This window comes from Gordonia sp. UBA5067 (genome assembly GCF_002414845.1).
Taxonomy (GTDB): domain Bacteria; phylum Actinomycetota; class Actinomycetes; order Mycobacteriales; family Mycobacteriaceae; genus Gordonia; species Gordonia defluvii.
Genome location: NZ_DIAX01000018.1, coordinates 1 through 13,268 on the forward strand (window position 1 = coordinate 1; position 13,268 = coordinate 13,268).

Genomic DNA, 13,268 nt, shown 5'->3' on the forward strand with positions numbered 1-13,268 from the left:
CCCAGAACGAGTGCACGACGTCGGCGGCGGCGAGGTTGAACTCGATGCGCGTATCCACCGGCAGGACCATGATGGGGATCTCCGTCGACGTTCCCAGCGTCTCGATGCTGGAGAAGCGCAGGTAGTCGCGGATGTTGTCGCTGCGGCCACCGGCCGGCAGCGGCAGCGGATGACCGTGATCGGCGTTGCGCTGAGCCTGCAACTCAAACGGGTTGCCGTTCTCGACGGCGTAACTCTTATAGGTTCCGTCAGCTTGGCGGACCTTGTCGTAGCCAAACTTCCAGTTCCACTGGAAGGCGGTGACGTCGACGACGACTCCGGGGTCGTCGGTCTTCGCCTCTACCTTGTTCTCAACGACGACGGTGAAGTAGAACAGCACCGCGATCGCGAGGAATGGCAGCGTGATGAGCACCAGCTCGACAGGCATGTTGTATGCCGTCTGGCGGGGGAAGGGATCTTCGCCGGCACGGTAGCGGTGGAATGTGATGGCGATAAAGATCGCCATCCAGACTAGGAAGCCGACGATCAGCGACGCAATAACGGCCCAAGTCCATAGGTGGCCCATGGCCTTTGCCTCTGGCGTCACGCCGGTCGGCCAACCAAAACGCAACGCTTCGCGCGGCCCACAACCGGTCATGAGCAGGGTCGAAAGACCCAACGCGGCCACGAGGCCGACCCGCTTGACCGTGCGCGATGCGGTCGTGGCGCGGCGCGCCGTGGACCGTTCACCGTGTGTCAATTTCATGCCTTCCTGCTCACCTGGACGCCCCGGACCCTGGGCCCGGCCGCACACAAATTTCACGCAACATGACTGCAAGACAATTCTTGCACTTAGTACTACGCAGCGTAGACCAACCCGCCCAAACTGTTGCGATTGGGGCCGGTGATCTGGGCGAGTCGGTGCCAGGCGTGTCGCTACGGCATACTCGATTCGACGACAGGGACCCGCTTCGCATGCTGCGCGGCGGTTTCGACGGGCGGCGGCGCACGATGCCGCCGCAGAAAGTGGGGCGAGAACACCGTGTGTGGCTTGTTGGGTCTGTTGACCTCCGACGCGACGGCGGACAGTGCCGTCGACCTCGTCGCATCCGCGTCGCACTGCATGCGACACCGTGGCCCCGACGAGGCAGGCACCTGGCACGACGACGACCTCGTAGTCGGGTTCAACCGGCTCTCGATCATCGACATCGAGCATTCACACCAACCGCTGCGCTGGGGTCCGGCCGATACCCCGGATCGATACGCCCTGGTCTTCAACGGCGAAATTTACAACTACGTCGAATTGCGGCAGCAGTTGCGTGACGAGTTCGACGCACCGATGCACACGGAGGGCGACGCCGAGGTCATTGTCGCGGCCTACCACTATTGGGGACCACTCGCTGTGCAGCGTCTGCGCGGCATGTTCGCCTTCGCGATCTGGGACACACAGTCCCGGTCACTGTTCCTCGCCCGCGATCCGTTCGGCATTAAACCGCTGTTCCTGGCCACTGGGCCGAGGGGCACCGTTTTCGGCAGCGAGAAGAAGAGCGTTCTGGAACTGCTCGGCCGGGTCGGACTCGACGACGCGCTCGACCATCGGGCGCTCGAGCACTACATCGAGCTCCAGTACGTCCCGGAACCGGAGTCCCTGCACGCCAATATTGGGCGCTTGGAGTCCGGCTGCTACGCGTCACTGGTCCCGGGCCAATGTCCAGCGACAACGCGCTACTTCGTGCCGCGCTTCGAGGTCGTGCCCTTCACCGCCGAAACCCGGCAGTCGCGCTACGCCGAGATCACCGACGTCCTTCGCGATTCGGTTGCCAAGCACATGCGCGCCGACGTAACCGTCGGGTCCTTCCTTTCCGGCGGTATCGACTCGACCCTGGTCGCCGCGCTGGCCCGGCAGCACAATCCCGACCTGATCACGATCACCACCGGGTTCGAACGCGATGGCTACTCGGAGATCGATGTGGCCGCCGAGACCGCCGAGGCGATCGGCGTGCGCCACGTCGTCAAAGTGGTCAGTCCAGCCGAGTTCGTCGCGTCCATCCCCGAAATCGTGTGGTACCTCGACGACCCGGTCGCCGATCCGGCACTGGTGCCGCTGTACTTCCTGGCCAAAGAGGCCCGCAAACACGTCAAGGTCGTCCTCTCCGGCGAGGGGGCCGACGAACTATTCGGCGGATACACCATTTACAAGGAACCGCTGTCCCTCGGCGCCTTCGACAAACTGCCCGGCGTTGCCAGACGCGCTGCCGGCCGAATCAGTGACCGGATCCCCGAGGGCACCCGCGGCAAGAGTCTGCTGCACCGGGGATCGCTGTCGTTGGAGGACCGCTACTACGGCAACGCGCGCAGCTTTGACGACGCCCGGCTCAAACAGGTCCTGCGCACCTACCGGCCCGAATGGACCCACACCGATGTGACGGCGCCGATTTACGCCGAATCGGCCGGCTGGGATCCGGTCGCGCGCATGCAGCACCTCGACTTGTTCACCTGGTTGCGCGGCGACATCCTGGTCAAGGCCGACAAGATGACGATGGCCAACTCCCTGGAGTTGCGCGTGCCGTTCCTCGACACCGAGGTCTGGCGAGTCGCGTCGGCGCTACCCGTCGACGAGAAGATCGTCCACGGCACCACCAAGTACGCGTTGCGCAAGGCGATCGAAGAGATCATCCCGCCGCACGTCCTGCACCGCCGCAAACTGGGCTTTCCGGTCCCGATCCGGCACTGGTTGGCCGGCACCGAGATGTACGACTGGGCACATCAGACCATCGCGGACTCGCAGACCGATCACCTGATCAACAAGGAGTTCGTGCTGCAGATGCTCAATGAGCATCGTGATGGCGTCGTCGACAACAGCCGGCGCCTGTGGAACGTGCTGATCTTCATGGTGTGGCATGGAATCTTCGTGGAGAAGACGATCGTGCCCACAATCGAAGACCACACCTACCCGATACGCCTCTAACCGGCCCGCACTAGCCGAACAGCACGCCGATCTCTGCGGCGGCTTGCTCGCCGTAGGCGTCGGCGAGGCGCGCGCCGGCCCGTTGCGGATCCCACGACCAGCCCTGGGTCGAGTCACACTCGAGCACTAGGGCGGCGACCATCGAACCAAGCTGAGCAGCACGCTCATATCCGAGCCCGCCGGTCAGCGCGGTGAGAAAACCGGCACGGAATCCGTCTCCGACGCCGGTCGGGTCGACCGCGTCGCGAACGGGTACCACCGGGACCTCGATAGTCTCCCCGGCAGCAACCACGTGGCTCCCCCGGGCCCCGAGCGTCGTCACCCGGACGCCGACGAGGTCGGCGACCTCATCAGCGGACAGCCCAGTCTTCTGCTTGAGTAGTCCCCACTCGTATTCGTTGGTGAATAGGTACTTCGCCCCGACGATGAGGTCGCGAGCGGTGGTGCCGTCCAGTCGCGCCAACTGCTGAGACGGGTCGGCCGCGAAGTCGATGCCGGCGTCACGGCAGGCCCGCGTGTGATTGACCATGGCGTCCGGGGCGTCGGCGCCGATCAGCACCAGATCCGGCCTGCCGATCTCGTCGAACACGGCGAGGAGATCAATTTCGCTGGCCCGGGTCATCGCCCCGGCGTAGAAGCTGGCGAGCTGGGCCATTGTCTCGTCGGTGGTGCACATGAACCTGGCGGTATGGGCGGTGTCGAAGACGCGCACGCCCCCGCAGTCGACGCCGTGGCCGGTGAGCCAGGCACGATAGTCATCGAAATCGGATCCGGCCGCGGCCACCAGTTTCGGCGCACCGCCGAGTTCCCCGATGGCATAGGCGATGTTGCCCCCGACTCCCCCGCGCCGAACAACAAGGTCCTCGACGAGGAAGCTCAACGACAGGTGTTCGAGCTGGTCGGCAAGCAGTTGCTCGGAAAACTTGCCCGGAAACTTCATCAGATGATCGGTCGCCAGCGACCCACACACAGCAATAGACACCCGCGCCACGCTACCGAACCAGATCTCGGGGCCACCGAAAGGGGGGCGGCAGGCGGCCGTTACGGCCTCCTACCGCCCACCTTTTCGCTGCGGATCAGTTGAATGAGTCGCCGCAGGCACAACTGCCCGAGGCGTTGGGGTTGTCGATGGTGAAACCCTGCTTCTCAATCGAGTCGACGAAGTCGATGGTGGCGCCCTGGACGTACGGTGCGCTCATCCGGTCAACAGCCAGCTTCACGCCGCCGAAGTTGCTCACGACGTCGCCGTCGAGCGAACGATCATCGAAGAACAGCTGGTAGCGCAAGCCAGCACAGCCGCCGGGCTGCACGGCGATACGAAGGGCGAGGTCATCGCGGCCCTCCTGATCGAGCAGCGCCTTGGCCTTGGCGGCCGCCGAGTCGGTCAGCACGGCACCGGTGGCGGAAGTGGTGTCGGTTTCATTCGAAACGGTCATTGGAGGACTCCCTTATCGTCAGGTCGCTTTTTCCAACGGTACTCCATGCCCGGCTATTCCCCGGTCTCTCCGTTCCCGTCCCCACGCCCGGTGTCTGCTCGGCGCCCGGCGACGCGTGCGGCCAGCGACGCCAGCGACGCCGCGGCGTCGCCGAACGCCGCCGCGCGCCCCACGTGATCGACGAGGGATGCGACCGTGTCCAGGCGCAGCCGGCGGCGCAACCCGGGGTCGACCGCCGAAGAGTCCCCGACCAGTGCGATCACCTCAACCCCCGGCGGGGCGGCCGCCGCCACCCGCGCGACGACCTTCCCGGCGGCGGTCTGGTCGTCAAGACGTCCTTCCCCGGTGATCACGACGTCGGCCCGGCGCATCGCCGCAGGCAGCCCCGTGGCCCGGGCGACGAGATCCGCACCCGATACCCGGGTCGCACCGAGGGCGAGTAGGGCCGCCCCCAACCCGCCCGCCGCACCGGCGCCCGGCTCATCGGACACCGGCCGCCCGGCAAATATCTCGAACTCGGCCCCGATGTGCGCCAACCGGTCCGTGAGCAGCTCCACGGCAGCCTGATCGGCGCCCTTTTGCGGCGCGAATACTGCTGCCGCACCGCGCGGACCGGTCAGCGGGTTGTCGACATCGGTGGCGGCCACCACCCGCACCCCGGCCAGCAGCCCGGTCGCCGCATCGGGTCCACCGAGCGCGTCGAGCATGCCGCGGCCACCGTCGGTGGTCGCGGAGCCACCCAACCCGATGACCAGTCGAGTAACCCGATCGGCCCGCAGGGCCGCCGTGATGAGCTGTCCGACGCCGGCGGTGCTCGCCGCGAGCGCAGTCCGCGGTTCAGGTCGCCCGATCAGGTGCAGGCCGCATACTTGAGCACATTCGAGATAGGCGGTGTGCCCGGCGATTCGCCACCGCGCCATCGTCGTCTCGCCCAGCGGCCCGGCGACTGGCGCCGCGCGCAAGCGCCCCACCCCGTCAAGACAGTCGATGAACCCGGGACCGCCGTCGGACTGCGGCTTGACGAGGACCGCATCGGCCGGGCGCACCGACGACCAGCCGTACGCGATCGCCGCCGCGGCCCGAGCCGCGGTCAGCGTCGCGCCAAAGCTATCTGGTGCCACGACGACGCGTAAAGCCATGATCGGCCAGTATAGGCAGGCCCCGAGCCCTTGCAGCGGGGCCGATCGCCTAGGCTCGTAGGAGTGAGAATGCCGTGGCAGCGCAGCGCCGATGACGCCGACGACACCGTGACCGCCGTCGACGCGGCCGGCACCGAACCCACCCGCAAGTCGGGGTACACCGAAGGCAAGGGCCGTCCGACGCCCAAGCGCCGCGACACCGAGAAGAAGCGCGGCCCAGTCGCTCCGCCGCCGATGACCCGCGCGGAGGCGCGCACTCGGCGCAAGGAAATGCGCGAGACGATGTCGAAGGAGGAGCGCCGCGAGGCCCGCGACAAGCAGCGCGACCTGCGCAACGAGGTCCGGGACCGCCGCCTCGCCGGCGAGGAGGCCTACCTGCTCCCCAAGGATCAGGGCCCGGTGCGCCGCTATGCCCGCAACATCGTGGATTCGCGGCGCAACTTCGCGGGCTTGTTCACCCCGATCGCCCTGGTTTTCATTGTCCTCGTCTACGGCTTGCCGCGGTACTCCGCCCTGGTCAGCCTGGCCCTCCTCGTGTTCGTCGTCATGGTGGTCATCGACTGCGTTTACGTGGGTCGGCTCGTCAACAAGCGGGCTGCGCAGCGTTACCCCGAGTCCACTGACGGAGGTTTCAAACTCGGCTGGTACGCGGCTTCGCGGACCCTGCAGATGCGGCGGTTGCGCGTTCCCAAGCCGCAGGTTGAGCGCGGCGAAGCGGTCTGAGTCCCGTGCGCGTCCTGGTCCTCGGCGGTGTCCGATCGGGCAAGTCCGAGCACGCAGAACAGCTGCTCGCCGCCCACCAGACGGTCCGCTACCTTGCCACGGGTCCAACCCTGTCGACCGATGCCGAGTGGTCCGCGCGGGTCGCCGGGCACCGCGAGCGACGCTCTGATCGCTACGAGACGGTCGAGACCGTCGACGTGGCGGCTGCCCTGCGCGCACGGCCCGACGTGCCGGTCCTCGTCGACGATCTTGGCAACTGGGTCGCGGCCCAGGTGGACTGGGACAGCGATAGCGACTCCGCCGCGCAAGCGGTGCGCCTGGCGGGCCCACTCGCCGAGCTGTGCGCGTCGATCGGCGAGCACCGGGCCGACGTGGTCGTCGTCTCCCCCGAGGTCGGATTGTCGCTGGTCCCCGAAACCCCGTCGGGGCGACTATTCCAAGACCTGATGGGCCGCACCAATCAAGCCGTCGCCGCTGCCGTCGACGACACCGTGCTGCTGGTCGCGGGGCGGGTGGTCGCCCTGGGTTCGGCGGCGCCGACCCCGACCCGTACCCGCCCCGCCCCGGCCCCGGTCGTCGCGGCCGCGGCGAGCACGACCGGCAGGCCGGACGCCGTGTCCCCCGCCGACCCGACCGACGCAGAAGTCTTCGAGCCGATCATCCCGCCCGATGCACAGGCCGCCGCCGCCGCCACCGCCCGCCACGGCGTTCTCACCAAACCCCCTGGCTCGCTCGGCCGGCTCGAAGCCCTCGGAACCTGGGTCGCGGCCTGCCAGGGAACCTGTCCGCCCACGCCGATCACCGCGCCGACCGTGGTCGTCTTCGCCGGTGACCACGGGGTCGCCGCACCCGATGCCGACGGGGGCAGTGTCTCGGCATTTCCGCAAGCAGTAACCGCGCAGATGGTGGCGAACTTCGTCGCCGGCGGGGCCGCGGTGAACGTCCTGGCCCGGCGCCTCGGCGCGACTGTGCGGGTTGAGGACATCGCCGTAGCCGCCGATACCGATCCCACAGTCTCGAGATATAAGGTCTGCCGGGGCAGCAACGACTTGCGCGTCACCGACGCCATCACCCTCGCGCAGGCCCGCCAGGCGGTGGCCGCCGGCCGGGCGATCGCCGACGAACTGGTCGACGCCGGCGTCGACCTTCTCATCGCCGGCGACATGGGTATCGGAAACACCACCCCGGCCGCGGCCCTCGTCGGCGTGCTGGCCCATGAAGAACCCGTCCTGGTTGTCGGCCGCGGCACCGGAATCGACGACGCCGGATGGATCCGGAAGACGGCTGCGATCCGCGACGGCATGTGGCGCGGGCGCCGGGTCGCCGACGATCCGCTGTCCCTGCTGGCCGCGATCGGTGGCGCCGACCTGGCCGCGATCGCCGGATTCCTCGCCCAGGCCGCGCTCCGGCGCACACCGGTGATCCTCGACGGCATGGTGGTGACCGCGGCGGCACTCGTCGCCGACGATCTGGCGCCGGGCGCGGTGGAATGGTGGCAGGCCGGCCACGTGTCGGCCGAGCCGGCCCACGCGCTGGCGCTGCACCGCCTCGGCCTCACGCCGCTGCTGGACCTGGACATGCGGCTCGGTGAGGCTAGCGGTGCCCTGGTTGCGCTGCCACTGGTGATCGCCGCCACCGACGTCCTCGCAACCATGGCCACTTTCGACGAGGCCGGGGTCAGTGACGCCTGAGTCCCGGATCGGGCCGCTGGGTGCGCTGCGCCTCGCCGCATCCTGGCTCACCGTGGCGCCGGTCGGCACGATCGATCGCAATATCGACCGCGCCGCGGGCGCAGCCGTGATCGCGGTGACTCCGTTCATCGGCACAGTCGTCGGGGTCCTCGCCGCCGGGACGGCATTCGGGTTTTCGCACACCCAGGCACCGGATCTGCTCATCGGCGGCCTCGTCGTTGCCGTGTTGGCACTGGTCACCCGAAGCATGCACCTCGACGGCCTCGCCGATACCGCCGACGGGTTGGGGTGCTACGGCGACCCGCAGCGAGTCCGGCAGGTGATGCGCGACGGCTCCACCGGGCCGTTCGGCGTCGTGGCACTGATCGCGGTGTTGGGGACCGGCGCGGTATGCATCGGCACGCTCGCCCACGACCGCGCATGGTATGCGATCGGATTCGCCGTCGTGGCGAGCCGCCTCGCCGCGGTCATCGGCTGCCGCCGGCGTTTGCCGGCCGCCGACCCAACAGGTTTCGGCGCGCTTGTCGCAGGTACGCAAAGCTGGTCGATTCCATTGTGGGTCGCGGTCGGCTGTGCGGCCGCCTACCCCCTCGGACCGCGCGGATTCATCGCGATCGCCCTAGTGGTCGCCGGCGCGTGGGCGTTCACAGCCCACTGCTCCCGGCGATTCGGCGGCATCAACGGCGACGTGCTCGGCGCGAGTATCGAGTTGTCATGCGCGGCAACCCTGATCGTGCTGACGCTGTGACTACGCGGGGGTAGCCGCTTCGACGGGTGCGGGGTACAGCTCGGTCATCCACCCGTGGGTGTCGGCGAACGTGCCGCGCTGGATGCCGGTCAGGGTGTCGCGCAGCGCCATCGTGACCTCGCCGGGCTCCCCGTCGCCAATCACGTAGTCCTCCTGCTCACCACGGACGCGGCCGACCGGCGTGACAACTGCGGCCGTGCCGCAGGCGAAGACCTCGGTGATCGACCCGTCGGCCGCGCCGGCTTGCAGTTCGTCGATCGTGATCCGCCGCTCGTCCACGGCGAACCCGGCGTCGACCGCCAGTTGTAGCAGCGCATCGCGGGTGATCCCCGGCAGCAGCGAGCCCGTGAGCTCAGGGGTGACGAGTCGCGCGTCCGCGCCAGAACCGAAGACGAAGAACAGGTTCATCCCGCCCATCTCCTCGATGTAGCGGCGCTCGACCGCGTCGAGCCACACAACCTGGTCGCAGCCGTTCTCGGTCGCCTGCGCCTGCGCGACGAAGGCCGCCGCGTAGTTGCCGCCGCACTTGGCGAATCCGGTGCCGCCCGGTGCGGCGCGCACGTACTCGCGCGAAAGCCAAACGGTCACCGGCTTGATCCCGCCGGAGAAGTAGGGCCCGGCCGGCGACGCGATGACCACATACCGGTACTCCTGTGACGGCGAGTTGACGCCGAGACCGGCCTGCGAGGCGAACATGAACGGCCGAATGTAGAGGGCGGCCTCACCCCCTGCTTCGGGCACCCAGCCGTGGTCGACGGCGAGCAGCTCGTGCAGGGAATTGAGGAAGTCCGCAGTGGGCAGCGCTGGCATCGCCAGCCGCTCCGCCGAGCGCTGCAGCCGCTGGGCGTTCGCCGTCGGCCGGAACGCGGCGATCGATCCGCCCGGCTGCCGATACGCCTTCAACCCTTCGAAGATCTCTTGCCCGTAGTGCAACACCATGGCCGACGGGTCCAGGGCAATAGGCCCATACGGCTTGACCTGGGCGTTGTGCCATCCCCGCGCGGTGTCATAGTCCACCATCACCATGTGGTCGGTGAAGTACTTGCCAAAGCCCGGTGTCGCGAGAATCTCGCCACGACGGGACTCCGGCACGGCGTGTGGGTGCAATGTGCGGGTGAAATCCAAGGTCATGCGCCCAAGGATACCGGGCAGGGCAACGGGAATATCAGCTGCGCCGACCAGAAATCCTGTCGCCGCCGGCGCCGATGCGCGGTCCGTTTCAGACGTGGGACTGGACGAACGGCGGCAGGACTACCTCGCACGGCAGTGCCCGGCCGCGCACGTCTACGACAACCGTGTCGCCCTTCTTGACTCCCGACGCGGTGTCGAGCAGTGCCAGCGCGATACCGACCTGCGCGGATGGCGAGAACGTGCCCGAGGTGCACTCCCCGATCCGTGCCCCGCCCTCGCGATCGAGGACGTCGCACCCCGCACGCGGGATCCCGCGCCCGGTGGCGCGCAGGCCGTAGAGGCGCCGCACCGGGCCGGCCTCCTTCTCCGCCAGCAACGCGTCGCGACCGAAGAATGCGGGTTTGCCCCAGCCGACGGCCCAGCCGCTGCGGGCCTGGTTAGGGGTGATCGCCGGGCTCAACTCGTGTCCGTGCAGCGCGTAGCCCATCTCGGTGCGAAGTGTGTCTCGGGCTCCCAGCCCGGCCGGCAAACCGTCGCGGGCGGTCACCTCCGCCAGCAGCGCGGCAAAGACCGCCGGGGTGTCCGACCACGTCGGCAGCACCTCATAGCCGTGCTCCCCGGTGTAGCCGGTGCGGCAGACCCGGACCGGGCGGGCCGCCCCGGCTACGGTGAGCACGGCGTCGGCGAACGCCATGTATGCCATGTCGGCGGGCAGGCCCAACGCGCCGAGGACCTCGGCGCTGCGCGGCCCTTGCACGGCGAGTACGCCGTAGTCGCGGTGCTGGTCGGTGATCTCGATACCCGTCGGCGCCGCCGTCCGCAGCGCCGCGACCACCGCTGCGGTATTCGCGGCATTGGGCACTAAGAACACCTCGTCATCGGACACGAGGTAGGCGATGAGGTCGTCGACGACGCCACCGGCGTCGTTGCAGCACATCGTGTACTGCGCCTTGCCGGGCGCGATCTTGCCCAGGTCGTTCGTCAGCGCCGCGTTGCAGAATTCCGCCGCGCCCGGCCCGGACACCAGCGCTTTGCCCAGGTGGCTGACGTCAAAGAGGCCGACAGCGGCGCGGACGGCGGTGTGTTCGGCCACCGTGCCGGAGTAGGACACGGGCATGTTCCAGCCACCGAATTCGGCGAACGTGGCGCCGAGTTCCCGGTGCTGTTCGGTCAGGGGTCCGTCAAGGAGATCGTTCGTCGCGGCCATCGCCAAAGACTAGCCGGAGCCGTGGCCGCCATCTGTGGCAAAGTTGGAAGGCGTGAGCAACTCTGACACCGCCGACCGGGTCCGGGGCCCGGAATTCGATCTCGCCACCTCCATCGCCCGCGCCGACACCGCACTGCTGATCGGGCTGAACCAGAGCGGCGACACCGCTCCCACGCTCGTCATCGGCGACGGGATCGTTGACGACGCCATTGCCGAAGGCATCGAGGCGGGCCTCCTCGCACTCGGAGCCAGCGGCAAGCACGGCGAGATCACCCGCCTACCCGCGCCCGCCGGCCTCGGCGTCGACGTAGTGGTGGCAGTCGGCCTCGGTGCTCTCGACGACGACGGTGATGATGACACCGGGGAGACCAACGGTGCGAGCGCGGCCGCCGAATCGCTGCGCCAGGCCGCCGGCGTTGCCGCGCGGGAATTGAGTGGCCACGCGACCGTCGCGACCACGCTGTCGTCGGTGGGGATCGGCCCCGTCGCCGAAGGCCTCTTCCTTGGCGCCTATCGCTTCGAGTTGTTCCGATCCGAATCCGATGCGCAGAAAACGAAGCCCGGGCACGGCGACCCGCCCGTACCGACCAAGTTCCATCTTCTCGTCGACGCCAAGAACTCCGAGGCGAAAGCCGAACTCGCCCATGCGGTGATCGTCGCCGATTCGGTGGCCATGGCACGCGATTTCGTCAACACCCCGCCGAGTCACCTGTACCCGGAGGAGTTCGCCGCGCGAGCGGCCGCCCTGGCACGCAAGCATGGGTTGACGGTTGAGGTTCTCGACGACTCGGCGCTGGCGCAGCAGGGCTATGGCGGGATCATCGGCGTCGGCAAAGGTAGCTCGCGCAAGCCGCGCCTGGTCCGGTTGCACCACACCGGCCGCAAAGACGCCAAGTCGGTGGCCCTGGTGGGCAAGGGCATCACGTTTGACACCGGGGGCATCTCGATCAAGCCCGCGGCGGGCATGGACCTCATGACCTCCGACATGGGCGGCGCCGCCGCGGTCATCGCCGCGGTCATCGCCGCCGCGCGACTCGACGTCGACGCCACCGTCACCGCTACCGTGCCGATGGCCGAGAACATGCCATCGAGCACCGCCCAGCGCCCGGGCGATGTGCTGACCCAGTACGGCGGCACGACGATTGAAGTCCTCAACACTGATGCGGAAGGCCGCCTGGTCCTGGCCGATGCCATCGTGCGCGCCCTCGAAGACGAACCCGACTATCTCATCGACACCGCGACCCTCACCGGCGCGCAGATGGTCGCGCTCGGCACCCGTACCCCCGGTGTGATGGGTACCCGGGACTTCCGCAACCGGGTGGCCGAACTGTCGCGCGCCGCGGGCGAGAACGGCTGGGCGATGCCGATGCCGACCGAATTGCGGGCCGACCTCAGTTCACGGGTCGCCGACATGGCCAATGTGACGCCACACCGCAACGGCGGCATGCTCGCCGCCGCGATCTACTTGAAGGAGTTCGTGCCAACCGGCCAGGCATGGGCCCATCTGGACATCGCGGGGCCCGCGTTCAACTCCGGAGGCCCGTGGGGCTACTCCCCCAAAGGTGGGACCGGCGTACCGGTGCGGACCCTGATCGCAGTGATCGAAGACATCGCCGCGACCGGCTAGCACTTCGCCTGTAGGGTTGGACTCGAGCGGCGAGCATCCCCCTCCGCGCCACGCCGGCCGACGCACCACCAACCGCGTCCGACCTGCCACAACCGACTATTTCGAGGAGTCAACAGCAATGGCCTTCTCCGTCCAGATGCCCGCGTTGGGTGAGAGCGTCACCGAAGGAACTGTGACCCGGTGGCTGAAGGCGGAGGGAGACACGGTCGCCGTCGACGAGCCGCTACTGGAAGTCTCCACCGACAAGGTCGACACGGAGATCCCCTCCCCGGTAGCCGGTGTGCTGGTGAAGATTGTTGCGGCGGAGGACGACGTCGTCGAGATCGGCGGCGAACTGGCCGTCATCGGCGAGGCCGGCGAGGCCGCGCCCGCGACCCCTGCTCCGGCGGCCGAGCCGGCTGCGCCCCCCGCACCGACTCCGGTGCCGGCACCGGCCGCACCGACTCCGGCACCGGCACCGGCAGCTCCGCCGGCCGGCGGCGCAAGCGGAACCGACATTGTGATGCCCGCACTCGGCGAGTCCGTCACCGAGGGAACGGTCACGACCTGGCTCAAGCAGGTCGGCGACTCCGTCGCCGTCGACGAGCCACTGCTGGAAGTCTCCACCGACAAGGTCGAC

The 13,268-nt window shown here is 68.4% G+C and carries 12 protein-coding genes; 6 read left to right on the top strand and 6 right to left on the bottom strand.

What is annotated here, in order from left to right; translation table 11 throughout:
• A partial coding sequence (locus B4M62_RS02640) for a cytochrome C oxidase subunit II (RefSeq protein ID WP_290704765.1) occupies positions 1–745 on the bottom strand: 745 nt, incomplete at its 3' end.
• A gap of 276 nt (positions 746–1,021) precedes the next feature.
• On the opposite strand from B4M62_RS02640, the gene asnB reads away from it, so the two are divergent.
• On the top strand, positions 1,022–2,947 hold the full coding sequence (gene asnB / locus B4M62_RS02645) for an asparagine synthase (glutamine-hydrolyzing) (RefSeq protein ID WP_290704768.1): 1,926 nt from the start codon (positions 1,022–1,024) through the stop codon (positions 2,945–2,947).
• A gap of 10 nt (positions 2,948–2,957) precedes the next feature.
• Here the strand turns inward: asnB and B4M62_RS02650 are convergent, their stop codons facing one another.
• The 3 genes from B4M62_RS02650 to B4M62_RS02660 all read right to left on the bottom strand — a co-directional run bounded on the left by B4M62_RS02650 (position 2,958) and on the right by B4M62_RS02660 (position 5,522).
• Entirely contained in the window at positions 2,958–3,929 is a 972-nt protein-coding gene (locus tag B4M62_RS02650) for a carbohydrate kinase family protein (protein WP_290704771.1), read from the bottom strand.
• Between the two features lie 94 nt (positions 3,930–4,023).
• Complete coding sequence (locus tag B4M62_RS02655) at positions 4,024–4,383, bottom strand: HesB/IscA family protein (RefSeq protein WP_290704773.1); 360 nt, start codon at positions 4,381–4,383, stop codon at positions 4,024–4,026.
• Between the two features lie 53 nt (positions 4,384–4,436).
• Positions 4,437–5,522, bottom strand: coding sequence for a glycerate kinase (locus B4M62_RS02660; protein ID WP_290704776.1), 1,086 nt, complete (start codon positions 5,520–5,522; stop codon positions 4,437–4,439).
• A gap of 63 nt (positions 5,523–5,585) precedes the next feature.
• Here B4M62_RS02660 and B4M62_RS02665 point away from each other — a divergent pair, with 63 nt between their 5' ends.
• Genes B4M62_RS02665 through B4M62_RS02675 form a run of 3 tightly spaced genes read left to right on the top strand, consistent with a single transcriptional unit; the run spans position 5,586 to position 8,684 of the window.
• On the top strand, positions 5,586–6,245 hold the full coding sequence (locus tag B4M62_RS02665) for a DUF3043 domain-containing protein (RefSeq protein ID WP_290704779.1): 660 nt from the start codon (positions 5,586–5,588) through the stop codon (positions 6,243–6,245).
• 5 nt (positions 6,246–6,250) lie between these two features.
• The gene (cobT, locus tag B4M62_RS02670) at positions 6,251–7,936 is read left to right on the top strand and encodes a nicotinate-nucleotide--dimethylbenzimidazole phosphoribosyltransferase (RefSeq protein ID WP_290704782.1); all 1,686 of its coding nucleotides are present in this window, start codon (positions 6,251–6,253) and stop codon (positions 7,934–7,936) included.
• Positions 7,926–8,684, top strand: a complete 759-nt coding sequence (locus tag B4M62_RS02675; RefSeq protein WP_290704785.1) for an adenosylcobinamide-GDP ribazoletransferase — start codon at positions 7,926–7,928, stop codon at positions 8,682–8,684. Before cobT ends, B4M62_RS02675 begins: the two co-directional genes overlap by 11 nt.
• On the opposite strand, the gene B4M62_RS02680 is transcribed toward B4M62_RS02675, so the two are convergent.
• Positions 8,685–9,815: a branched-chain amino acid aminotransferase gene (locus tag B4M62_RS02680; RefSeq protein ID WP_290704788.1), complete on the bottom strand. Its 1,131-nt coding sequence runs from the start codon at positions 9,813–9,815 to the stop codon at positions 8,685–8,687.
• An 88-nt stretch (positions 9,816–9,903) separates the two neighbouring features.
• On the bottom strand, positions 9,904–11,022 hold the full coding sequence (gene gcvT, locus B4M62_RS02685) for a glycine cleavage system aminomethyltransferase GcvT (protein ID WP_290704791.1): 1,119 nt from the start codon (positions 11,020–11,022) through the stop codon (positions 9,904–9,906).
• 52 nt (positions 11,023–11,074) lie between these two features.
• Between gcvT and B4M62_RS02690 the strand changes: the two genes are divergently transcribed.
• Together B4M62_RS02690 and B4M62_RS02695 are read left to right on the top strand one after the other, a co-directional pair.
• Positions 11,075–12,649, top strand: coding sequence for a leucyl aminopeptidase (locus B4M62_RS02690; RefSeq protein WP_290704794.1), 1,575 nt, complete (start codon positions 11,075–11,077; stop codon positions 12,647–12,649).
• Between the two features lie 118 nt (positions 12,650–12,767).
• On the top strand, positions 12,768–13,268 hold a 501-nt coding region (locus tag B4M62_RS02695; protein ID WP_290704797.1), incomplete at its 3' end, for a biotin/lipoyl-containing protein.

What these genes read in the sequence shown, in the direction of transcription:
- B4M62_RS02680 (WP_290704788.1), bottom strand. Translation starts at nt 9,815, where the DNA reads ATGACCTTGGATTTCACCCGCACATTGCACCCACACGCCGTGCCGGAG.
- B4M62_RS02655 (WP_290704773.1), bottom strand. Translation starts at nt 4,383, where the DNA reads ATGACCGTTTCGAATGAAACCGACACCACTTCCGCCACCGGTGCCGTG.
- B4M62_RS02660 (WP_290704776.1), bottom strand. Translation starts at nt 5,522, where the DNA reads ATGGCTTTACGCGTCGTCGTGGCACCAGATAGCTTTGGCGCGACGCTG.
- gcvT (WP_290704791.1), bottom strand. Translation starts at nt 11,022, where the DNA reads ATGGCCGCGACGAACGATCTCCTTGACGGACCCCTGACCGAACAGCAC.